The sequence below is a fragment of the Candidatus Polarisedimenticolaceae bacterium genome (assembly GCA_036275915.1).
Classification (GTDB): domain Bacteria; phylum Acidobacteriota; class Polarisedimenticolia; order Polarisedimenticolales; family DASRJG01; genus DASRJG01.
The window spans coordinates 87,127-111,206 of record DASUCV010000020.1; the positions used below are offsets into that span (position 1 = coordinate 87,127).

A 24,080-nucleotide genomic window follows, 5' to 3' on the forward strand; every position below is an offset into this window, starting at 1 on the left:
GGCGGGAGGCTATCACGCGGCGGCGCGAGATGACATGATTCGGTCACGAGGTGCGTCGATGCTTGTCGTGTCCGCAATGCTGCTCTCCGCGCTGGCCTCCGGATTTGCCAGCGATGCGGTACAGCCAGACACCGCCGCACGCCGTGATGATCTGAAGAAGAGCTATGGAGACGTTTGCGACAAGCTCGGAAAGCTCTACGAGAACCTGACTCCGGAGCGCGAGGACGAGCTTGATGCGCTCATGAATCGCTCCTGGTCACTTGCCGAGCAGTGGTTGCTCAGCTACCTCGCCGACCATCCTGACAGCGCCGCGGATGAGCTGGCCGCGGATCTGCGGACGCTGTCTCCCCCATCGCGCTCGGAGAACGACGATGTTCCGGGCCCGCTGGACGCCGGCGCGGTGTCCTTGGCGACCGGGTCTTACGCGATCGCCATCCATTCGGGCTCGCGCCGGAGCACGATCGTGATCGCCGCACGGTCAGCGAAGGGCGATTACCGGATCGCTTGGCGGATCCGAACCGTTCCTCTCGATGCACGGGCGGAGGAGGGTGAGCTTGGTCGTTGGCGTACCTCCGGACCCGGATGGCACGACGGCCCGCTCGACGGAAAGGTCATCCTTGCCCCGAAGAGTGCCGGCGGCGAGGCACGATTCTGGGTCGACGCGGTAGCGCGGCCCGACGCCGGGCTCATCTGCCCTGCGCAAATCAGCCTCTGGCGCTGGACGGGCAAGACCGCGGTGCTCGAGTACGTCGCGATGTACGACGCGCCCGGCCAGACCCACGTCGAGCTGCAGGGTGACGTGCTCCGCCTGCGGGTGAACACGCCGCTCGCGTGCTTCGCACCCTGCGGCGCGTGCGACGGGCCGCATGCAACTTGGTCATTGCGGCTTCGCGACCACGGGGTGGAAGACCTCGGCCGCGTCGACGATGACCCCGAGCTTCACGCGCTGCACGAGCTGTTTCGCCGTGTCGCGGCGGCGAAGGATGCGTCCGCGCTCGCCGCGCCGGCTGCGATCGCCTACGTGAAGTCCCAATTTGCGTCGATGCGCGACAAGTACGTCCGCGACGACGGGGAGGAATGCTGGGTCGGCCTGATCATGGGCGAGTGGAAGGTCGAGCACCACGCCGGGAAATCGGTGCTCGATGCGCACTTCGACCGGCTCTACCCGCTGTCCGTCGCCTTCGAAACCCGAAACGGCCGGCCCTTCGTGACCGGGATCGAGGAGCATCCCGAGCGCGAGTGATGAAGTGTTACTGCGGTTTCGGCGCGAACGCGTCGTGGACCTGCTTCTCGATGTCCTTGTAGTTCTTGTCGAGGAACTTCGCCTCTTCCTTGGTGAGGATCCGGAAGGGCACGCGCACGAGCGAGCTCTCGAACTTGATGTCGAGCCAGTATTGACCGTAGTGGATTCCTCCCTCGACGGGGAAGTAGAGCCGGCCGAGGCAGGCGCGATCGGGGGTGAGCTCGACCTTGTCGAAGCCCATCGTGCGATCGGTGAGATCGGCGAAGAACCCGAGCCGGGCTGCGCGTGTCGCGTCGGGGGGAAAGTAGTTGATCGAGTCGCGCATCATGTCGGCCTGCTTCTGAAGGCCGGCCAGGTTCGCCGTCTGGAATTCCTTGTTGGACGGCAGAGGGACCTTCTTGCCGTCGGGCGTCTCGAGCGAGATCGCGTCGCGCAGGAGCTGCTCGCTCGCGACACCCTTCCTCACCGTGATACCGACCTCGAGCAGGATCCAAGGCTGACCGACCGAGTTGTTCGCGACCCGGTACCCGAGGATCGCGTACCCCTCGTTGTTGTAGGCGGCGCGGACCCAGCGCCCTTCGAGCGTCATGACCTGCGGAACGCCGGGCTCGGGGATCTTGACCTTCGGCGGCGCGTCCTGAGCCAGGACGAGCATCTCGAACGACGCGATCGTGAGAAAGGAAGAGCGGAGCAGGCGGACGGTTCTATTCGTCATGGGGACCTCGTGCGACGAATTATGGCAGAAACCGTCTCTTGACGTTTTGACAGTACACACTTACATTACACCCATGCCGCGGCCAAACCGTTCCGCCGAGAAGCGCGAGGCGCTCTTGCCCGTCTTGGCCGAGGCGTTCGCGAGCGCGGGCTACACCAAGGCGACGACGGCGGAGCTGGCGCGGCGGTGCGGAGTCCAGGAGACGGTCCTCTATCGGCTCTGGCCCGACAAGAAGGCGATGTTCCTGGCGTCGATCGACCACGTGTTCGAGCGCTCTATGGCGACCTGGACCGAGCTGCTCGCCGGCGCGTCCGCCTCGGCGACCGGTGCCGAGCGCATCCTCGCCCACGAGGCGGTCCACCACGGCGAGTTCGGGCTCTACCGGGTGCTCTTCACCGGCCTCGACGAGATCGACGACGACGAAGTGCGGGAGCACCTCCGGCAGACCTATCGCAAGTTCCAGCGCTACGTCCGCGATCGCATCGCCGAGCACCGCGCGGCCCGCCGCGTGCGCGGGGGCGTCTCCCCCGACGCCGCCGCCTGGGCGATCCTCGGGCTCGGGACGATCGCGAGCATCGGCCGCGAGCTCGGACTTCTCACGACCGCCGCTCGCCGCGAGCTGCTCGCCGGCGTCGGGCGTGCGCTCCTGGAGTCGACACGATGAAAGTATTTCTGATGCTCGTCGGCGCCGCCCTCGTCCTCGCCGTCGCGGCGTTCGTTCTCTTCCGTCGCGCAAAGGGGTGGACGCGATTCTTCCTGGGAGTCGCGGCCGTCTCGGCGTGCGCGTTCCCGCTCTGTGCCGTCCTCCACAACGCCGCCGAGGCGCTCCTTCATGCCGACGAGCCGGTCTTCTTCCTCGCCGCGGTCATCGGCGCGCCCGCCGGGGTCGTCGTGGGCTTCGTGGGAGCCGCAATCGCGCGACGATTTGAGAAGAAAATGGGGACTGTCCCCAGTTCCTAAGGACAGGGGGTCGTGCGCTCCGCGCCGGCGGTCGTGTACCCCCACGTGCCGAGCTGCGGCAGCGACGGGCGGTTGATGTAGAAGAAGGCACCGCCGGCCGCGGGGATCTGGGAATCGCTCCACGTCGTTCCCGTCGTCGTGATGCCGACGCAGGGTGTCGTGGCGAAGGTCGCGAGCGTCGAGCGACGTGTCTCGTATTGCGTGACGCCCGGCTGCGACGGCCACGAGTAGAGGGTCTTGTCGCCCCGCGTCATGAACCCGGAAGTGCCGATCGTCTCGGGGCCGGTCGACTCGAACGCTCCGATGTCGCAGGCGGTGAAGGCCGGGCGTGCGATGCCGCGCTGGTCGGCGGCTTCGCAGGCGTCGCCGCCGCTCCCCGGTGCTGCGGGGTTGCCGGCGTCGCGGGCGGCGCTCGTGAGGTAGAGGGGCATCGTCGGCGTCAGGCCGCCGCTCGAGGCGAGCGGTGCGAGCCCCGCCGTCGCGTTGCTCTTGTCCCCGGTGGCCGCGAAACCGCACGTTCCCCCTGAATCGAGGTTGTAGCCGTGCGACGTGATTCCGACGCCGCTGCAATTGTTCGCGGTGTTCGCGAGGATCGTGTTGCGCACGATCGCCGTTCCCCCGCCCGTGACGTAGATGTTCGAGCCGGTCGCCGCGACGTTCTGCGCGAGCGTGACGTTGCTGACGGTCGCCTTGCCCTGCCCGTAGACGTAGATCCCCGCGCCGAATCCCGCCGTCGACATGTTCTCGACGATCGTCGAGTTCTTGATCGTGGTCCCTCCGCTCCCCGAGACGAAGAGGGCGCCGCCGGCGACCGCCGCGTTTCCGGAGAACGTCGTCCGCATGATCACAGCCGGGTCGAGGCTCGCGGAGAGCACGCACGAGGGGCCGTCCGTGGCCGTGTTGTCGAGGAACACCGAGTCGATGATCGTCAGCGCGCCGCGGTCGATGTCGAGGCACGGCGCCCCGCCGGCGGTGTTGTCGCGGAAGGTGCAGCGCGTGAACGTCATCGTCTTGCCGACGCCGTCCGAGTAGCCGACCGCGGCGTCGTTGACGCCGTTCCCGCTCGAGTGCCCGTCGGCGTGGTTGTCCGCGAACGTGCAGTCCGTGAACGAAACGGTGCCGCTGCTCACCACGACACCCGCCGCCGCGACCCCGAGCGGCGCGTAGAACTCCCCCTTGCCTTGGGTGAACGTGAGACCGGACGCGGTGAGCGTTCCCGCCGGCGTCACGCTGAAGATGCGCTGCGTGTCGCCGCCGCTGATGGCGAGCGCGCCCTGGCCCGGCCCCGTGATCGTGAGGGTCTTGTCGATGACGAGGTCTCCGAGGACGAGCGTGATCGTCTCGCCGACGACGTCGTCGTCGAACGTGATCGTGTCGCCCGAGACGGAGGCGGTGACGGCGTCGCGGAGCGAGCAGTCCGCATCGCACAGGCCGTCGGTGGTGTCGTCGGGCTTGGTGACGACGCGCGTCGCCGCGGACGCCGCGCCGATCGCTGCCGCCGTCACCAGGGCCAGGACGCCCAGAATCGTTGATGCCCGACGCAACCCGCCCCCGCTTCCCCCGAACCATTCATTTACGGCGAAAGGGAGGCTACGGCTTGAGGGCGGCGAAACCGGCGGCCTGGAGCGTCCGGTTGGCGGCAGCCAGCCCGCCGTCGAGAAGGGTCTGCCAGCGCGCCAATCCTTCGGTTGCGGCGGATTGTCGCTGCCCGAATGCGGTCAGAGCATCGGCCGAGGGCGCGCCGTCGGCGCTCTCGACCGCCGACTGCAGCTCGGCGAGCGACGAGGCGACCCGCCGGAGGCTCGCGGGGTCGGCATCGATCGGTTGCCCGAAGGAAGGCTCCGCGTTGGCCGGCGGCCCCGCGGCACGATCGATCGAGCTCGAAAGCTCGGCGAGCGTGCCGGCCTTGGCTTTCGATTCCTGGATCTGCTTGCGGAGGGTGTCGGCCTGGCGGAGACCCACGGCCACGCGAACACGAATCGCCTGGAGCTTGACCGCGAGCTCGTGCTGGTGCTCGAGGTCGGCGTCGGTGATCGCCGCCGGGAGGCGTGGATCCTTGACGACGTCGAGGGGCTGCGAGACGACCCGCCCACCCTGCTCGAGCCGGACGATGTAGCGGCCGGGAGGCGACCACGGCCCCGAGCCGGTGCCCCGGCGGTCGCGGCTCACGAGCTCTTCGGGCAACGCGTCGCGGAGGTCCCAGACGAACCGATGCATTCCCGGCGTCGCCGGCGGCGGCTGGGACACGGTCGCCCAATCCGGGGTCGTCGCAATCTTCTGGAGATCGGGCGGCTGGGTCGCATCGTCGCTGGCATAGCGGCGGACGACGGCGCCGGACGCATCGACGATCGAGACGACGAGGCGGCCGCTGTCGGCGCGCACGAAGTAATCGATGACCGCTCCGGCGAGGGGGTTCTCGGCCATCGGCTCGTCCTTGGGCTCCGGCGATCCCTGGAAGCCTGCCGCGCGGAGGCACACCGCGGGACGTGGAGCGGCGAGGAAGAGGTCCTTCGAGCTCACCGTCGCATCGATCTGCCGGAGGGGCGAGAGGTCGTCGAGCACCCAGAACGAGCGGCCGTGCGTGGCGACGACGAGGTCGCCATGGCGGACGTCGATGTCGCGAATCGAGCAGTTCGGAAGGTTGGCTTGCAACGGCTGCCAGTGCTCGCCGTCGTCGAACGAGACGAACACGCCGGTCTCGGTGCCGGCGTAGAGCAGCCCGCGCCGTACCGGGTCCTCCCGCACGACGTTGACGAAGCTCCCGTCGGGGATGCCGCGGGCGATCGACGTCCAGGTTTTTCCGGCGTCTTTCGTCCGCAGGATCTCCGGCGAGAGATCGTCGATCCGGTGCCGGTCGATCGCCGCGTAGGCCGTGTCCGCGTCGAAGTGAGACGCCTCGATGATCCCGACCTTCGACCACGGCCCGAGGACCTTCGGGGTGACGTTGTTCCACGACCGGCCGTCGTCGGGGGAAAGCCAGATCAACCCGTCGTCGGTGCCGACCCAGATCCTTGCGTCGACGAGGGGCGAGGGCGCGATCGCATAGATCACGCCGCGGCGCGCGCCCTTGACGTCGGAGTCGTCGGCCGTCACCGGGTCGAGGTTCGCCGGCTTTCCGGGATCCTCGCGCGTGAGATCGGGGCTGATCTTCTCCCATCGGCCGCCGCGATCGACCGACTTGAAGAGGAACTGCCGGGCGAAGTAGATCGCCTTCGTGCGCGGCGAGATCGCGAGCGGCAGCGTCCACTCACCGCGGTATTCGCCGGGGTGCGCGAGGGTGGGATCGACGCTCGCTTCCTGAAGGGTGCGCCAGTCGAACTTGCCGACCGTCCCGCCCCAGACGACGTCGGGATCGTCCGGGTCGGGCACGATGTATCCGCTCTCGCCGCCGATGGCGATCTCGTTCCAGTCGCGCTCGGTGATCGACCGGTAATCGGTGCGAACGGGGGTCGCCGCGGCTCCGCTGTCCTGCTGCGCGCCGTAGATCCAGTACGGGAACCGGTCGTCGGTCGCGACGTGGTAGAACTGCCCGGTCGGCTGGTTGTACCAGGAGCTCCACGTCTTGCCACCGTCGAGGCTGATCGCCGCGCCCTGATCGCTCGCCAGGATCATGCGGCGCGCGTCGGCGGGATCGATCCACAGCCTGTGATAGTCGTCGCCGCCGGGCGCGCCCTTGAACGGAAGGAACGTCTTGCCGCCGTCGGTCGACCGGTAGAGCGCCGTGTTGCAGGCGTAGACGACGTCGCGATCCGCCGGGTCGACCGTCACACCCGCGAAATACCAGCCGCGCTCCCAGATGCGACGATCCGAGCCGGTTTTCTTCCAGTTCACACCGCCGTCGTCGGATACGTAGAGGCCACCCTCCTTCGCGTCGACGAGCGCGTACACCCGGCGAGGGTCGGACGGGGCGAACGCGATGCGGATCCGGCCCAGCTTCTCCACAGGAAGCCCGCCGCTGACGCGGGCCCATGTGTCGCCGCCGTCGACGGAACGGTAGAGGCCGCTCCCGGGGCCGTTCGACGGCGGATAGACGTTCCACGGCGGCCGCCGCGTCTGCCACATCGCGGCGAGGATCGTCTTGCTGCTCGCGGGGTCGAACGCGAGGTCGATCGCTCCGGTGTTCTCGTCCTCGAAGAGCACGCGCTTCCAGGTCTTGCCGCCATCCCTCGAGCGGAAGACGCCGCGCTCCTGGTTCGGTCCGTAGGCATGCCCGAGCGCCGCCACGAAGACGACGTTCGCGTCGTGAGGGTCCACGAGGACCTGCCCGATCTGGCGGCTGTCGGTCAGACCGATCCGGGTCCAGGTCGCTCCGGCATCGACGCTCTTGTACATCCCGTTGCCGTAGCTGATGTCCGAGCGCATGTCCCCTTCGCCCGAGCCCACGTAGAGGACGTCGGGACTCGAGGGAGCGACCGCGACCGCTCCGATCGACGCGACCGGCTGCGCGTCGAAGATCGGATCCCAGGTGCGCCCGGCGTTGTCGGATCGCCACACCCCTCCGCCGACCGCGCCGAAGTAGAAACGGTTCGGCCGCCCGGGCACGCCGGTCGCCGTCACCGTGCGGCCGCCGCGAAACGGCCCGACGAGCCGCCAGTGCAGCCCTTCGAGCAAACGCGGGTCGAGCGACTGCGCCATCGCGGCCGAAGCTGCGACGGCAGACAAGACGAGGACGAGGATTCGACGCACGAGGCCCCCCCGAACGCGCCGTATTCTAAACGTGTCGTCGTTGTCGCCGGCCCCCCATGAGGGGACGCGAAACCGTAAGCGCGCGCGGCGGCCCACGGCGCATTGACGCTCCGCCATCCTCCTCGTACTTTCACGCGCAGTCGGGGATGGTTCGAGGTCGATCGCCATGTTGCGCCGAGCATTCCCGGCCGTGGGCGCCCTCGCCTTGCTGTTCGCCGCATCGCCGGCGGGCGCCATCACGAGCACTCCGAAGCCCAAATCGCTCTCGAAGCCCGTCCCCACCGACAGCTTCGAGCGTCCCGACGCCCAGGCCCTCGTCCGTGAGGCGAAGGCGCTCTGGCACATCGAGAAGGACTACAACGGCGCGCTGGCGAAGTTCAACGCCGCCGTCGACGCGAGCCCCGACGACAGCGACGTCCGCCTCCAGAGGGGACATTTCTTCGAGGTCCTCGCAGCACTCGTCGTTCCGGAGGATCGCGAGAAATTCAAGGAGTTCGCCCAGGAGGACTACCAGTCGATTGCCGAAGGCGATCCGGACTCGCTCATCGCCGGCGTGGCGCGCGACGGCATGACGCGCCTTGCCGGCGAGGAGTTCCTCGAGGTCAAGACGGTCGAGTGCCCGGAGACGGCGATCGAGATCCACTCGCGCGGGGAATCGCTCTACGGCGCGCGGCGGTACTCGGATGCGATCGCCGCCTACGAGAAGGCGACGGCCGGATGTCCGGAGGCGGCCGCGTGGTGGGTCGACTTCGCCGACTCGCATTACGTGGTCGAGGACTATCGCAAGGCGAAGGAGCTGTTCTCGAAGGCGCTGACGGTCGACCCGTGGAACCGCGAGGCGCACCGGTTCCTCGCCGACACCGACCTGCAGCTCGGGGACAACGAGGCCGCGGTGCACGAGCTCGTCCTCACCGTCGTGTCGGACCCGATGTACGAGGCCGGATGGTCGGCGCTCCGCCTTTACGGGACCGCGCTCGGACACAAGTGGAAGCGCGTCTTCGGGAACCGGAACGTCGAGCCGCGAGGCGCCGACGCCGCGGCCTGGGTGGCCTACATCAACGCGAAGGCCGACGCGGCCGACGGAAAATCGGCGCTCGCCGTCGAGCGCGCGGCCGTCAAGCGCGCGCTCGCTGCGGCTCGTGAAACGGAGCCGGGGCCCTCGAGGGTGACGAGCCCGTTCTGGGCGATGATCGAGCGCGCCGATCAGGCCGGCTACCTCGACGAGGCGATCTTCCTCCACCTGTTCGACGCGGCGCTCGCGGGCGAGTACCCGGAGTTTCGCGAGAAGCACTCGCAGCGCCTGTCCCGGTACGTCGAAACGCTAATAATGGAGTGACGCAAGGATTTCCCCCTGTTTCATTCAGGGAAACACCTTATGGTGATTCCCGGCTTCCGAGTCCACAAAGGGTGTGCGCCATCAGACAAGGGGGCACACCATGGTCCGAGCCGCGGTCGCTGCGATTCTCGTCGTCGTCCTCCAACCGGCCGTTTGGTCTGCGACGCCGGCGAGCGGAACGGTCTCACCGAACGCCACGACGGGATTCACCGGCGGTCCATTCGACTTCACCAACCAGACGGGTGCGCCTTACGTCCCGCCCGCGCCGCCGGTGTCGCCGGTGTGCGCGAACCCCGCGAGCCCCTGCGATGACTTCGCGCTGACGGTCGCGATCCCACCGTCCGACTCGACGATCTACCTCCTCCACGTCGATCTGAACTTCCCGGACCCGCAGGGCGATTTCGATCTCTACTTGATCGACGCGGACGGGACCACCGTCGACGCGATCTCGGCGAACAGCACCGGCGTCCAGGAGTCGATCACCTACCAGGTGCCGAGCGGTGCGACCTCGCATTACACCGTGCGCGTCGTCCCCTATTCGGTGACGACGGGGGCGGGCGGGGACACGTACTCCACGACGATCGCGCTCGGTCATGCGCAGGCGCCGATCGAGCCGCCCGACCAGCCGACGGTCCCGGGCGTCCCGCGCTTCGAGGTCTACCAGGCGCCGACCGGCATGGGCGACGACGCCGGCGAGCCGTCGATCGGCGCGGACTGGACGAGCGGCAAGGCGATGTTCCAGTCGGGCCTCCGAACGCTGCGCGTCGGGTGGGACGAATGCGCGTCGCCGGCCGCGGCGACCTGGGAGGACGTGTCGTTCCCGTCGACCTCGACCGTCAGCCTCGATCCGATCCTCTTCACCGACTCGCGGACGAACCGCACCTTCTCATCGCAGCTCACCGGCGCGTGCAGCGCGACCGCGTTCTCCGACGACGACGGGACGACGTGGACCCCGAGCCAGGGTTGCGGTGCACCCGCCGGCGCCGACCACCAGAGCTACGGCGGCGGGCCGTTCGCGCCCGGCCCAACCGATTGCCACACGCCCGTGTACCCCGACGCCGTCTACTACTGCTCGCAGGAGGACGAGACGTCGTTCTGCGCGATGAGCTGCGACGGCGGCCTGACCTTCGGCCCCGGCGTGCCCGCGTGGACGACCCAGGACTGCGCGGCGATCCACGGGCACATCAAGGTCGCGCCCGACGGGACCGTGTATGTCCCGAACAAGGACTGCAACGGCAATGGAGGCGTCATCGTCTCGTCGGACAACGGCGTGACCTGGACGGTGCGCCGGGTGACCGGGAGCACGGCGTCGAAGAACGGCTGGCTGCTCGATCCCTCGGTCGGCATCGGCGCCGGCGGCCGGCTCTACTTCGGCTATCAGCGCGACGACGGCCACCCCTGGATCGCCGTGTCCGACGACAAGGGCGTCACGTGGCACGACAACAAGGAGGTCGGCACCGAGTTCGGGATCAAGAACAGCACCTTCCCCGAGGTCGTCGCCGGCGACAACGATCGTGCGGCCTATGCCTTCCTGGGGACGCTCTCGGACGGCGATTACGGCGATCCCTCGACCTTCGCGGGCATCTGGCACCTCTTCATCGCGACGACGCTCGACGGCGGCGTCACCTGGGCGACCGTCGACGCGACGCCACACGACCCGGTCCAGCGCGGCTCGATCTGCAATCAGGGAACGACCGCCTGCGATCACGTTCCGGACGACCGCAACCTCCTCGACTTCAACGACATCACGATCGACAAGCTCGGCCGCGTCCTCGTCGCCTTCTCGGACGGATGCGTGACCGGCTCGTGCATCTCCGGTCAGACCTACAACGACTACACGGCGAAGGCCTCGATCATTCGCCAGTCCGGAGGCCGGCGTCTCCTCGCGCAGTACGACCCGAGCCCCGCCGAGCCGGTTCATCCGCAGGCGCCGAAGCTCGACGGCGTCCGTACCGCACCGGGTGTGGTCCATCTCTCGTGGTCGAGGCCCGACAACGGCGGCTCCGTGATCACGGGGTACAAGATCTACCGCGGTCCGACGAGCGGGAGCGAGACGCTGCTCACGTCGATCGGCGCGAAGAACAGCTACGACGACATCGCCGCGAACCCGTCGCTCGGCTACTTCTACAAGGTCTCGGCGGTGAACGCCGCGGGCGAGGGCGCGTTCTGCAGCGAGATCTCCGTCGCACCGGGTGTGCCGCCCGGCACCGATCCGTGCACCGTCCCCGGGATGATCATCGCGACCGACACCAGCGATTCCGCACCGAACATCCCCGCGACGCCGGCCGTGAACATCGTGTCGCTGTCGGCCGCCGAGCCGTACTCGGGGGAGCCGGACGACATCGTGTTCACGCTCCAGGTCGGTCAGGCCGCGTCCGCGCCGCCGACGACCCAGTGGTACATCATCTGGAACCGCCCGGTCCCGAACGGCAGCGCCGACCGGAACTACGTCGCCGCGAAGACGGACGCCGCCGGCACGGTGAGCTACGAGTACGGCACCGTCTCGCCGCCGAACGCGAACCTTCCGACACGGGTCGGGGCCGCCGATGAGGGCAGCTACGACCCCGGGACCGGCGTGATCCGGATCAAGATCGCGAACGCGAAGATCGACGGCGTCTCCGCCGGTCAAACCCTGGTCGGTGTCACGGCGCGGACGTTCACACGCCCCGACGGCCTGCCGGTCACACAGACCGCCGCGCAGGACTTCGCGCCGACGGGCCAGTACGTCCTCGTCGGCAACGCGTCGTGCCGTCCGAACGCGGCGCCGGTTGCGACCCTGTCCCGGTCTCCCGCCGATGGGTGCGTGCCGCTGACCGTCACCTTCGACGGCTCGCCGTCCTCGGACCCCGACGGCGACGGCATCGCCTCGTACCAGTTCGACTTCGGCGACGGATCGCCCGACGTCGTCCAATCGTGGCCGACCACCGAGCATGTCTACACGGTCGCCGGCGACTACGCCGCGCGGCTGCGCGTCACCGACGCGCGGGGCCTCGGCAGTCCGAACGTCGATCAGAAGACGATCGAGGTCGAAGCGTGCGCGATCCCGGAGGTCGCGGCTCTCTCATGGGACGCGGCGAAGGACACGCTCTCCTGGGGCGTGGCTTCGAACGCCGACGGCTACCGGCTCTATCGCGGCGTCGCCGCCGACCTCCCCCACCTGCTCGACTCCTCGCTCGATTCGTGCATCCGCTACGAGGGGGTCGACCCGTCCGCGGCCTCCGCGGAGATCCCGCCGGAGGACACGCTCTACTGGTATCTCGCGGTCGGGATCCGCGGACCGGTCGTCGGCTCGGCCGGCGACGCGACTGCGGGGCCCCGCGTCGTCAACGCCTCGGGGACCTGTCCTTAAGAGTGGGGACAGTAACCACTACCACGTCGTGCCGACGACGTTGACGAAGACGCCCTGGTGCTTCGAGCTCAGGTCGGTGAGGTCGTCGGAGAAGTCGGTGAAGTTGTAGCCAGCGCCGACCTTGAAGCTCTTGCCGAGCGTGCGGTAGACCGCGGCGAGGACGCCGCTCCTGCGCTGGCCCGAGTTGGGGGTGTCGAGCGTGCGGACCTCGGCCATCGTTTCCCAGTTCTTGAGGAACCGGAAGTCCGCTCGTAGCACCGCGAAGTGCGCAGCGTTGTCGAAGTAGGTCGGGTTCGTGCGGTCGAGGCTCGCCTCGCCGAGACGGTAGGCGTACTTGCCGCCGAGCGTCCACGCCTTCGAGATGTCGTAAGAAAGGTCGAACGAGGCGATGTGGCTCCTCTGGAGGTACTCGACGGGGGTGTTCACAGCGCCCACTTGACCGGCGGTCGGCACGTTGTCGAAGAAGGTGTACTTCGCGAGCGCGTTCCACCGGTCGTTCTTGACAGGCCGGTAGGCGTAGCCGAGCACGACCTCGGTGTAGCCGCCGCCGTAGAAGTCGCCGAGCGAGCTGTCGCTGAACGAGTGATCGATCTTGCCGACCATGCGCCAGTCGGGGGAGAGGATCAGCTTGAAGTGGTTCCGGAAGAGCCACGTCGTCCGCTCGTCGTGTGAGAGGTCGAGCTGCTCCTGATCGTCGCGACGGTATTCGATCGCCGACGACCACTGGATCCAATCGAGCCCGTAGCCGATGCGAATCCCCGCGGCACGGCGATCGGTGTGCTGGTCGGTCTGCGGGTTGACGAGCGTGCCGACTTCCGCTGAGGCGCCGAGGTTCCAGCGCTCGCGCTTCACGAGATCGATGCCGGCGGCGTGCGTGAGGCCGGTGAGCGCCGTACTGTCCTGATAGCGCTCCTCGACGTAGACGCTCGAGTCGTCCGACAGGCGCCGCTTCATCCCCGTGGTCACGGTTCCGCGACGATCCTGCATTCCGTTGTCCGTGCGCTCGTTCTCGAGCGAGTAATTCAGGTAGACGCTCGTCCGGTCGGAGTAGAGGTAGGTCGTTCCCAGCTTGCCGCCCGGGCCGAGGTCGCCGTCGCTGGCCTCGGCGTCGAGACGGAAGCGCTGCGTCGGACGGTACGAGCCGCCGACGCCCGCGCGATTGTTGTCCTCGCGGTTGCCGTCGGAAGCGAGCGTTCCCTGGACGAACCCGTAAGCGCGCCACTGCGGGCCGGGCTCGTAAGCGACCTGCGCGACCGCGTCGGTGCGCTCGCCCTGCTCCTGCGTCGCCGGAACGACCGGCGAGTGGTCTTCGCGCTTGTCGTCGCGGACGCCGGTCTGGACGCTCCACTTGTCGGTCACCTTGACGTGCAGGTCGAGCTCGAGCGACCGGTGGTCGAGCCCCTGGTCCTCGGTCGTCTGGTCGCCCTTCGCCAGGAGGCTCACGCGGCCGCCGATCGGGACCGCGAGCGTGCCGCCGTACTGCTCGGTGTCCTTGAGGGTTTGCTGGCCTTGCGCCGAGTATCCGGCGTCGCGGCTCTGGCCGTAGAGGGTGAGGCGGCCCTTCGCCCCCTTGAAGAAGTCGCCGAAGCCCATGCTCGCGTCCGCCCGGTAGGCCGAGGCGTTCGCGTCGGTGAACGCGGCGGGGTCGGTGCTCGAGAACGCGAAGCCGCCGTCGGTCGAGGACTGCGTCGTCGAGAGCGCGCCGTCGCTCCGGCCGCCCTGGACCCGGATCCACGAGTCGGTGCTCTTGCGAAGCGTCAGGTCGGCGGCGCCGAGGGTGCTGTCGGTGTCGCCTTCCTTGTTGGAGTTGCCGGTCACGCCGAGGCGCACGTGATCGCCGAACCAGTAGTGGGCCTGACCGCCGACCGCCGTGGCGCTCAGGTCGCCGACGCTCGGTGTGTACTCGTAACGGGCGACGAGATAGGCCTGGTTGCCGGAGAGCCCGCTCGTGCGGACGAGCAGGTTGTCGTCGGCGACCGACGACAGCGGCTGCGTCAGGAGGACGCGGCCCTGGATGTAGTCGATGTCGTAGTCGACGCCGGGCCGCAGGTCGACGACCCCGTTGACGATCTGCGAGTCCTTGTCGCGGATCTCGATGCGCACGCGCTCGGATCCGGTGAGCACGTCCTGGTGATGGAGGTAATAGAGTGAGCCGCCGGTGCCGAGGAACTCCTCGAAGCTGCCGACGGTGCCCGGCTGCGCCGCGAAGCCCTCGACGACCGCCTTGCGCTCGCCGAAGCTCGTCGTCGATTCCGAAGCAAAGCGGCCGGAGGCGCCGTAGAGACCGCGATCGACCTGCGCCAGCTCGTTGCCCGCGTAGTCGACCGTGAAGTTGCCCCACATCGCGTAGCTCGGCCCATGGCTCGCCTTGACGTAGAACTTGCCCTGCGTCGGCGCCATCTCCTCGACGACGCTGTCGTCGCCGAACGTCGGATAGGCGTAGTCGGGGTCGATGCGGCGGAAGAGCGACTGGGGGGACTTGTCGAGGAAGTTGCTGAAGATGTCGTGGATCGGCCCCTCGCCCGTGTCGGCGCTCGCGGTCAGGTTCCAGTGCTCGCTCACCTTCCCGTTGACGTAGAAGGCGAAGCGGCCGTCCACCGACGAGTCGAACGGCTGCGGGGCGTTCTCACCCTGGAGTTGATCCGCCGGCCCGCTCGAGTGATTCGCCGAGACGGTGACGTCGGCGATGCCCATGTAGAAGAGGTCGCGCTTCTTGAGCTCGAGGTCGCGGAGGTAGAGCGAGCCGTTCCCGGCGTCGTCCAGGACCGCGACCTCGACCGTGTGCGCGCCGGCCGGGAGGATCTCCTCCGCGGCGAAGCGACCCTGCGGATCGACCGGCACCTGGCGGCCCGCGACCCAGACGGTGTGACCCGCGGGGACGCCGCTGCCTTCGACCGTCACCTTGCCGCCGTCCGTCGGGATCTGATGACGGATGAGATCGCTCTCGCCGTAGGCGGCGAGGAGGTCCTGCGTTCCGTCGGTCGCCTTCGGCGCCTCACGCGTCAGCCAGAGGGAGTGTGCCTCGGTCTCGTCGAAGTGACCCTTCGCGTCGTAGGCGCGAAGCACGAACTTCAGCTCGCGCGTGGAACCCGCGAGGATCTGCGCCGGCGGCTGCCAGGTGGCCAGCCCCTCCGGATCGACCGCGACGGTCGCGAGCGGCACGGCCACGAGCGACTGGTCCTTGTCGAAGATCCGGACCTCGGCGCGCGCGATGTAGCTCTTGTAGTTGTCGTACATCCGGAACGTCACGGTCGACGCCGCGGGATCGTCCCCGCTCATCGCGAGGGCGACCGGATGCGCGGCGACGGCGAGGCGCGGCCGCGACTCGAGATTGTCGAAGCGGAACTGGATCCTCGCCTGGTCGAGCGCGACGTCGGTGCAGCGCTGCACGTCCGACGAGCTGACGCCCGGGTCGTCGATCGGCTTCCCATCGACGGTGATGCGCATGACGTTGAGGTCGTACGGGCTCTTCGGGTCGATCTCGTGATTCATCTTGGTGACGTTGATGGCGTCGTCGTCCAGGGGGACCGGCTCGTCGTAGACGACCTGGACGCGGACGAACGACCGCTCGCCGTCGGTGAACCCCGCGTTGACGACGTCGTCGGACTGGACGTCGCCCCGTCCTTCGTGCTCGGCCGAAGCTGACGCGAGCGCCGCGTCCGTCATGACGAGGTCCTGCGCGCGCCGCGCCCGGTCGGTGGAGAGGCCGATGTCGTCGCCGTACACGGTGGCGGTGCGGCGGTCGAGACGCTCGTTCTTCGTGTAGCCGACGAACCGGACGCGCGGGTTCCGGCGATCGGAGACCGCCGCCAGCGCGCGGGCCACGGCCGCCCCGTACCCGTCGGGCACCGTCGCGCGGCCGTTCGTGAGCTCGAGGTCGGCGATCGGTCCCCACGGCGGATCGAACACCTTCGTCGTCATCTCCTCGCCGGCGTCGCCGGGGCAGAGCTGAAGCTCGTCGGAGAGCTCCTCGAGCGGCTCGTCGTACCAGAACTCGACCTCGACGCGCCGGTTGAGCGCGCGTCCCTGGACGGTCTCGTTCGAGGCGAGCGGCGACGCGCTCCCGCGGCCGTCGCTGACGATCGCGGCGTTCGGCAGGCCGAGGGCCTCCTGCACCGCAAGCGCGACCCGGCGCGCCCGCGCCTTCGAGAGCGCGAGGGCGTCGCCGTAGATCCGCCGGTCACGCTCCCCGAGCGGGCCGTCGTCGGTGTAGCCGACGAGCTTGACGAGGACCTGCTGCTTGTCGTGAAGGTTCGTCCACGCCTGCCGGATTTGCTGCACGAACGCGTCGGGAACGGCGGCCTGGTCGTCCTCGTAGCGTAGCGGCACGACGAGGTTCTTGACGCGTGCGCGGCGCGCCATCCCTTCCTTGTAGCGGAGCAGGCAGAGCGCCTCCGTCCGGCAGACCTTGATCCGCTTGACGTCGCTCGGGGCGACGAACTCCTCGTCCTTCGTCCCCTGGCGGGTCTCGTCGTACCAGACCTCGACCTCGACACGCCGGTTCTGTCCGCGGCCTTCCTCCGTCTCGTTCGAGGCGATCGGCTGCGTGTCCCCCGCCCACTCGTAGGTGATCGCTTCGGGCGGCAGCCCGAGGCTCTTCTTGAAGTACTCGGCGACCTCGCCCGCGCGCTCGCGAGACAGGCCCATGTTGTCCCCGAAGACGTTCGCGAGCCCTTGGGAAAGGTGCTGCGAATCGGCATGCCCCACGAAGTGAACGCGGACGTTCTTCCGGTAGCGCATGCTCTCGAGGATCTTCGCGAGCTTGTCGACGTCGTCCGCCGGGATCTTCGCGACGCCCGACTCGAAGTGGATCGGCGGGACGACGTTCTTGAGCTTCACGGTCTCGAGCTGCTCGTGCGGAACGGCACGGGTCTCGAGCTTGTCGCTCCGGTCTCCCGCGAGGTCCTTCGGATCCTTCGACCACTGCTGGAACGTCTGATCGGTCGAGAGGTTCCGCTCGACCTGCTCGCCCGGCTTCGCCTCGTCGGCGCGGGCGAGGCTCGCGGCCGCGAGAAGGCCGAGAAGGATGATCCGGCGACGGTTGTTGTTCATACCGTTCACCGGCCCTTCGGCGTTTCGACGTGGGGCTGCCTGGACGGGGCCCCCTTGCGCCAGAAGATCTCTTGCTCGATCGTCAGCGGGTAGACCGCCGGGTCCCACTTCGCGGTGATCTGCCGCTTCACGTCCTCGACGCGCTTGCCGACGAGCGCGGCGTCCTCGGTGTCGGCGAGGTACGTAAGACGCAGCACCGCCGGCGCCTTGTGCAGCTCGCCCACGAGCAGGTCGATGCGCGGCCGCCAGGGAACGCGAATGTCGGTCGAGCCGGGCTCGAACGCGGCGTCCGAGAGGTCGATCGCGACGACGCGGAAGATCGACGCGCCGAAGTCGATGCCGAGCGCCTTGCCCCGCGTGGCGCGCTCGACGCGCTGCCCCGGCGTCGACATGCGGAAGCCGCTCGGCAGCGTCCTCTCGTCGAGCTTCAGGATGAAGTTGCTGCCGCGGTCCTCGTTCGGGACGATCGCGCAGGTGATGTGGTAGCGCCCGTAGGCGTCGGTCGTCGCCTGGAGGCCGCGCACGGTCACGAGGCGCACGCCTGCGATCCCGCCTTCGCCTTCGTCCTGCACGCCGTTCCTGTTCGCGTCGTTCCAGACCTTGCCGAGGACGTCGGTGCAGTCGAAGTTCGGGTCGGGCGCGACGCGGACCGTCGCCGTCGCCTCGCCGGAGATCGCCGCTCCGGTGAGGCCGTCCACGACGCGGGCCCGGTTGACGTACTCTCCTTCGCTCACGCCGGGGCCGACGGCGAGGAGGAGCTTGATCGTGCGCGACTGCGTGCCCGCCAGCGCGAGGCCGGTCCAGCGCAGCTCGCGGCCGGCGGCGGCGGGCTCCGCGGGCGTGCCGTCGACGAGCGCGGAGCGCGGCACGTACGTGAACCCAGCCGGGAAGTCGTCGACGACGCTAATGTCGGTGAGCAGCGCCCCCGACACGTTGTCGACGGTGATCGTGTAGGGCACGAGCTGCCCGCGGGTCACGTCGATGAGCGGCGTCGTCTTCGTGATCGCGACGGCGCCCGCGAGCTGCGGGTCGAGCGGGATGTGGTTGTCGAAGATCTGGCTCGTGCCGGGCGATCCGGTTCCGTCGAGCACGAGGTGGAGGTAGTAGATCGTCCCGGGCGTGCGGGCCTGGACCGCGGGAGTCGGTGCGTCCTGAGACGGCTCCGCCTCGCAGTAGAGGGTGGTCGACGGGATCGCGTCGCCGGCGCCGGCGGGACAAGCGGGCACCGAGAACGCCGCGGTCGCCGCGTCGGTGGCCGGCGGGATGATCTGCGAGGGACCGTTCACGTAAGACGAGCCCGGAGGCGCCGCGACCGCGATGACGTAGTCGCTTCCGCTCGGGCAGGCCGGGTCGCTGAAGTTGAGGTCGAACTTGTAGTAGCCGCTCCCGAGCGTGACCTGGCCCTGCTGGGCCGGATCGTCGAAGCAGCCCGCCGGCAGCGGCGCGCCGCCGCCGCCCTGAAGCAGCGTGAGCGTCGCCCCCCCGATCGGGATGCGCGCCATCGCGTTGTAGACGACGCCGTTCGGCGTGATCGGCAGGTTGAGGCCCTGGAGGTTCGCGCCGGCCGAGACGGTGACGCCCGTGATCCGCTGCGGTCCGTTCGTGAACGGCGAGGACGCGCGTCCCAGGGTGGCGGTCGTCGCGACGGCACCCGGGGCGCGGAAACGGATCTCGTACGGACTGCCGGAGACGTCGTTCGGCTCGACGTTGACGAACCGGTAGGCGCCGTTCGCGTCGGTGAGCGAGGTGTGGAGGATCTGGTTGTCGCGGTAGAGATCGACCGCCCAGCCGATGAGCGGGCGCTCGCCGGTGTCCTGAATCTGGTCGAAGTCGGCGTCGCGCCAGGCCGATCCGTTCAAGACCGCGACACCGGGCACGCCGCCGACCGCGATCGAGACGGACGCGCTCGCCGTCTGCGTCGGAGTGTTCCATGTGACGTCGGCCGTGTTCGTGACCACGGTGCCCAGAGCGAGGCTGGGATCGAGGGTGGCCCGGAACCGGAGCGTCACGGTCGCGCCCGGAGCGAGCGGGCCGTACGCGGTGCCGAAGTCGGCGGTGATCGTGGTACCGGCGACGGTGACTCCGGTCGCGGAGCCGTTCATCGTCGCGGAGCCGGGCACGTAGGCGAGCTGGCCGGCGGGGAGCGCGTCGGTGATGACGACGGTCAGCGCGGGGACGGCCGCGAAGTTCGTGACCGTGACGACGTAGTCGAGCTGCGCGCCCGGAATCGCCGGGCCGCCGCCGACCACCGAGACCTGCTTCGTGATCGAGAGCTCCTGGACCGCGCCGACCACGACGACCGTCGGCTGCGCGCCGTTCGCGGGGTCGCCGTCGCCGTCGGTGAGGAGATCCGGTAGCTCGACGCTGTGGACGGTCGCCTGGTTGACGATGAGCGTGCCGGCCGGGGTGCCTGGGACGACGCGTAGCTCGTACTGGACGACCGCCGAGCCGTGCGCGGGGATCGTGCCGACGGCGATTCCCGAGGCGAGCGGCGCCACGCCGCCGTCGGGCTGGCCGACCGCGGCGCCATTGAGCGTCGTGGTGTTCGCGACGTAGGTCGTGTTCGCGGGAACCGCGTCGATCAGCACGACGCCGGTCGACGGGATCGCCGCGGAATTCTGGATCGTGATCGTGTAGCGGAGGACGTCGCCCGGATCGACGACGCCCGGTGTCCCGAGGTCGACGGCGAGCGCCGCCGTCTTCGTCGCGTAGAGCAGCGGATGGTTGCCGACGACGTTACGCGTCGGGTCGTCGGGGATCGGCGTGCGAGGGTCGTCGGACGGCGCATCGACGATGCCCGGCGTCGCGCTGACGAACCCCTGGTTCGAGATGATCGTGCCGTCGAGGACGGCGGGGTCGATCACGACGTCGAAGACGATCGTCGCGGTGGTACCGACGGGCATCGAGCCGGGCGTCGGATCCGACGGCGGGTGAATCAACATGCCGGAGACGAGCGCCGAGGTCCCGCCGACGTCGGCGACGACCGCACCATTGAGGCGCGTGCTGCCCGCGACGTACGCCGTGTTCGCGGGGATGGCATCTCGTATGACGGCGCCGGTGGCGGCCGCGTTCCCGATGTTCTGGACGGTGATCGTGTAGCGCAGGGTCTCGCCGGCGAGGAGCACGTTCGGGTCGCCGGTCATGTCGGTCGAGATCTTCTGAACACGGAACGCCGGCGAGGCCTGGATCGTGACGCGGGTCGGATCCTCGTCTCCCGCGACGAGCGGGTCGGCCGTCCCGTTCACGTTCGGGTCGTCGCTCAGGGCGACGACCGTATTGTTCGGAAGCCGCGAAGACGCCTGGTTCGTGACGACCGTGCCGTTCGTGAGCGCCGGCGCCAGCCGGATGTCGAACTGGATGGTGAGCGAGCTGTTGGCGGGGAGGCTCAGGCTCCGGACGTCGAGAACGCCGGTGCCGTTCGTGCCGCCGTTCGCGCTCGTGCTGCCCGTGTTGGCCCCCGGGGGAACCGTGACGAGCGTCAGCGTGCCGGGCACGTACGCGGGCCCGGGGTTCATCGCCCCCATGTCGTCGAAGATCCGGAAATTGTTGAGCGGCTGGTCGGTCGTCCGGAAGCGCAGCGTGTACCGCAGCGTGTCGCCCGGAGCCGCGGTCGTCGTGGGATCGACTCCGGTGGTCCGGTCCGCGGCGGTCTTCTCGAAGAAGAACCCGGTGAGCGCCGTGTTGACGGTGAAGGCGTCCTGGAAATCGACGATGGCGGGCGTGCCGTCCGTCAACGTCCGGTTGTAGGCGACTCGGCTCGCGTTGCTGCTGTCGCCGTTGAACCATTGGATCGCGCCCGCGATGTTCGTGAGCGCGACACCGTTCTGCGTGTTGGCGTCGAGCTGCGTGCGGTAGTGGACGATGAGGCGCTGGCCGGCGGCGATCGATCCCGCCGCCGTGAGCATCTTCAAGTCGAGCCGGCACGCGGGAGCGGGAGACCAGCTCAGCGTGTAATCGACCCCCGCGGCGAGCGGTCCCTTGCCCGCGACCGGGGTCACGCCGTCGGCGGCGAACACCTGCGCGCTCTGGATCTCCGGCGTCAGGTCGCACATGCCGCCGGTGGCGCCGTTCGGGAGCAGGTCGCGCAGCGTCACGTCCCAGGCGTCGGAGAGCCCGGTGTTCGCCGTGTCGAGGGTGAAGGTCCCCCACTGGCCCAGGTTCATCGTGGCCGGCCCCGACTTGTCGACGGTGAGCACCGGCGCCGCAATCGTGAGTGGCGGCGAGATGCCGTTCTCGCCGGGAAGCGGCTGGTAGAACACGCCGTCGATGAGCCGGCCGAACTGCCAGGTCGCCGTGTTGACGAACTGCTTCCCGGGCGTGTTCACCGCCGGGTCGTCGTTGAGGACGACCGTGAGGTTGACCGCGAACTGCCGCCCGGCGTTGACGATCGGGATGCCGTCGAAGGTCAGGAAGCCGTTGTTGTTGGTGAAGGTGTGCGGGACCGGTGTGCCGTCGTCGAGCCAGGTGGCCGTCTCGCTCACCACGCTCAGGTCGACGCCGGTCGCCGTGAGGTCGTCCCAGACCGTGATGCTGTGGAGATCGTTGACGCTTCCCTGAGTGTCGATGACGGTGCCGGTGCCCGGGTCGAACAGCACCGGGATGACGAGCTTCCACGTGAACGGGACACCGATCGTGGCGGTCGTCCGGTTCGTCGGGACGTTCTGCTTGTCGATCTTCTCGACCGGGATCAGCAGGCTCAGGCAGTGCTGCTGGACCGAGGTCGACGAGCTGTTGACGAACCAGATCTTGTTGCCCTGCGCGTTGAGGTTGCAGGACATGTTCCCGGTGTGGACGACGTTGTCGAAGATGAGCAACGTGCTCGAGGGCAGGCTGCCGAACCAGCTGATGTTCGAGGTCAGAGGGTTCGATGCCGGGTAGTTCCGGATCGTGCACTCGCCGTCGATGTTGATCTGCGCCGGAGGGTTGGGGTAGTTGACGAAGCCGTCGATGATCCCGCCGGCCTGAGCAACGCAGTCGAGCGCGAGCGCCGGAGCCGCGGACAGCAAGCACACCGCGACGGCGAGGCCGACGACTGTCGCGAGTTTCTTGACGCTGAACCGCACGCGCTCCCCCGTTCTCGCTTCCGTAATCCGGTCAACAGAGCTCGGGGCCGCGGCAACAGCCCGATACGTCGGGCTGGATTCCGGCGGTCCCGCTGCCTTGGGGCCCCCATGGCCCGTTAGACCGGTGACTTTGCGTCGCCACCTTTCGATGGCTTTGCCTTTGTCAGAATCGAATCAGATGCGCACTCCTCCTGTGGTCATGCAGCCGGCAAGAAATCGATCGGATAGACGATGGTCAGCGCGGGCACGTCCTTCGCGCCGAAGTTGATCGCGCGCACGCGCTGGACGACCTGCGCCGCGAGCGCCGGTGCTTTCATGTCGGACGATTGCAGCGTGCACATCGACACGCTGCCGTCCGGCTCGATCGTCAGCTTCAGCACCATTTGACCCTTCAACGTCGGGTCGTTGCGCAGCTCTTCGTGGTAGAGCCGGTAGAACGACGACTTGTGCCGGTCGAAGACGATCTGGATCTCTTCGTCCGTGCGGCCCGGCTTCGCTCCCGGACCCCCGGTCGATCCGTCGGCGGAGCCCGACCCCGATCCGCCGTGGCCGCGCGAGCCGCCGCCTCCGCCGATCCCGGCGAGCGCGTCCGTGGCGCGTCCCACGGCGACGCCCTGCATCCCGCCGCCGCCTGCGCCGCCCGTGCCTCCGCCACCGCCGCCGACGCTCCGGCTGAGCGCCGCGGAGTTGATTCCGCCGCTTCCGCCCGGAACGGCGTTGAGCAGGTAGTCACGCGGCGAGCTCGTGTTCGCGTCGGCCGCTGCTTTCAGGTGCGCCTGGGCGCCGAGGCTGATCGAGCTCTTGTCGTCCGCCACGCTCGCGATCTGGTCACGGAACGCCAGGATGCCGGTGTTCCCCACCTTCGGCTTCGGCGGCGCCGCGCTCGGAGTCTCGGTCGCGCCTTCGGGCAGGCCCGGAGGGTTCGCGGCGAGCGGCGCTTCGGGCGCGGCCGGTGCCGACGGCGTCGGCACGTGGGACGGCGTCTTGGGCCCCGCGGGGAGCACGCCACCCTTCGGAAGGGGCAGCGCCGCGCGCAGTGGCAGCGGATCCGGCGGCGGAGGCGGTCGATGGAAGACCACCTCGACCTCATCGGGCTGCGCCATGCGGCGAAGCGGCCCGGCCGGTATCGCCAAAACCACCGCGGCCACCACGCCGTGAATCGCGAGGCTCTTCAGAAAGGCGCGGGATTGCAGGTTCGTCGCCACGCATCCACCTCACTCGGTCGTGATGACGCCGATCTTGAGATCGTCGACTCCCGACTTGGCGAGATCGACGATGCGGAGGACGCCCTCGTAGTTCAGGCGGTCATCCGCGGCGAGGAACAGCACACGCTGATCCCGGGGCCGGGCACCGAGAAGCTCACGCACGCGCGTGGGAAGCTCGGCGACGGGGATGTCCTTGTCGGCCAGGCTGACCCGGCAGTCGGCCGGGAGCCCTCGATGGGCCGGCGGCTCGAGGATGCCGCACGTCCCCGAAGCGATGCGCAGCACGACCTGCGACTGCTCGGCCGCCGTCGGGGCGGCCTCGACCGACGTGCGCGGGGTGTTGACGTCGTACCCCTCCAGCATGAGGGGGACGACGACCATGAAGATGATCAGCAGCACGAGCACGACGTCGACCAAGGGGGTGACGTTGATCTCGGACTGAAGACCGGTGTCGGAACTGCCGCTCATCTG

The 24,080-nt window shown here is 68.8% G+C and carries 12 protein-coding genes and 1 riboswitch; of the genes, 5 read left to right on the forward strand and 7 right to left on the reverse strand.

The genetic code is table 11. From position 1 onward, the window contains the following. The first annotated feature begins 58 nt into the window (after window positions 1-58). On the forward strand, window positions 59-1,243 hold the full coding sequence (locus VFV19_16430; GenBank protein ID HEX4825888.1) for a hypothetical protein: 1,185 nt from the start codon (window positions 59-61) through the stop codon (window positions 1,241-1,243). Window positions 1,244-1,250: 7 nt separating this feature from the next. On the opposite strand, the gene VFV19_16435 is transcribed toward VFV19_16430, so the two are convergent. Continuing rightward, the gene (locus tag VFV19_16435; protein HEX4825889.1) at window positions 1,251-1,958 is read right to left on the reverse strand and encodes a hypothetical protein; all 708 of its coding nucleotides are present in this window, start codon (window positions 1,956-1,958) and stop codon (window positions 1,251-1,253) included. A 73-nt stretch (window positions 1,959-2,031) separates the two neighbouring features. Here VFV19_16435 and VFV19_16440 point away from each other — a divergent pair, with 73 nt between their 5' ends. Further along, the gene (locus VFV19_16440; protein HEX4825890.1) at window positions 2,032-2,622 is read left to right on the forward strand and encodes a TetR/AcrR family transcriptional regulator; all 591 of its coding nucleotides are present in this window, start codon (window positions 2,032-2,034) and stop codon (window positions 2,620-2,622) included. Further along, complete coding sequence (locus tag VFV19_16445; protein ID HEX4825891.1) at window positions 2,619-2,918, forward strand: hypothetical protein; 300 nt, start codon at window positions 2,619-2,621, stop codon at window positions 2,916-2,918. Before VFV19_16440 ends, VFV19_16445 begins: the two co-directional genes overlap by 4 nt. On the opposite strand, the gene VFV19_16450 is transcribed toward VFV19_16445, so the two are convergent. Together VFV19_16450 and VFV19_16455 are read right to left on the reverse strand one after the other, a co-directional pair. Continuing rightward, window positions 2,915-4,462, reverse strand: coding sequence for a right-handed parallel beta-helix repeat-containing protein (locus VFV19_16450; GenBank protein ID HEX4825892.1), 1,548 nt, complete (start codon window positions 4,460-4,462; stop codon window positions 2,915-2,917). The two genes, VFV19_16445 and VFV19_16450, sit on opposite strands and share 4 nt — an antisense overlap. 46 nt (window positions 4,463-4,508) lie before the next feature. Continuing rightward, window positions 4,509-7,604 (reverse strand): hypothetical protein, encoded by a 3,096-nt coding sequence (locus VFV19_16455; protein ID HEX4825893.1) that lies wholly within the window; start codon window positions 7,602-7,604, stop codon window positions 4,509-4,511. Window positions 7,605-7,770: 166 nt separating this feature from the next. Here VFV19_16455 and VFV19_16460 point away from each other — a divergent pair, with 166 nt between their 5' ends. Then, on the forward strand, window positions 7,771-8,940 hold the full coding sequence (locus tag VFV19_16460) for a tetratricopeptide repeat protein (protein ID HEX4825894.1): 1,170 nt from the start codon (window positions 7,771-7,773) through the stop codon (window positions 8,938-8,940). Window positions 8,941-9,040: 100 nt separating this feature from the next. Further along, window positions 9,041-12,289 carry a PKD domain-containing protein gene (locus tag VFV19_16465; protein HEX4825895.1) on the forward strand — a complete coding sequence of 1,083 codons (3,249 nt, stop codon included), beginning with the start codon at window positions 9,041-9,043 and terminating at the stop codon, window positions 12,287-12,289. Window positions 12,290-12,307: 18 nt separating this feature from the next. On the opposite strand, the gene VFV19_16470 is transcribed toward VFV19_16465, so the two are convergent. The 4 genes from VFV19_16470 to VFV19_16485 all read right to left on the reverse strand — a co-directional run bounded on the left by VFV19_16470 (window position 12,308) and on the right by VFV19_16485 (window position 24,077). Continuing rightward, entirely contained in the window at window positions 12,308-17,341 is a 5,034-nt protein-coding gene (locus tag VFV19_16470) for an OmpA family protein (GenBank protein ID HEX4825896.1), read from the reverse strand. 5 nt (window positions 17,342-17,346) lie between these two features. Then, window positions 17,347-22,404 carry an SdrD B-like domain-containing protein gene (locus tag VFV19_16475; GenBank protein HEX4825897.1) on the reverse strand — a complete coding sequence of 1,686 codons (5,058 nt, stop codon included), beginning with the start codon at window positions 22,402-22,404 and terminating at the stop codon, window positions 17,347-17,349. A 79-nt stretch (window positions 22,405-22,483) separates the two neighbouring features. After that, window positions 22,484-22,573: riboswitch (cyclic di-GMP riboswitch) on the reverse strand. A 28-nt stretch (window positions 22,574-22,601) separates the two neighbouring features. Beyond that, window positions 22,602-23,609 carry an AgmX/PglI C-terminal domain-containing protein gene (locus tag VFV19_16480; protein ID HEX4825898.1) on the reverse strand — a complete coding sequence of 336 codons (1,008 nt, stop codon included), beginning with the start codon at window positions 23,607-23,609 and terminating at the stop codon, window positions 22,602-22,604. 9 nt (window positions 23,610-23,618) lie between these two features. Further along, a complete protein-coding gene (locus VFV19_16485; GenBank protein ID HEX4825899.1) occupies window positions 23,619-24,077 on the reverse strand; it encodes a biopolymer transporter ExbD in 459 nt (152 codons plus the stop codon). Between the last annotated feature and the right edge of the window lie 3 nt (window positions 24,078-24,080).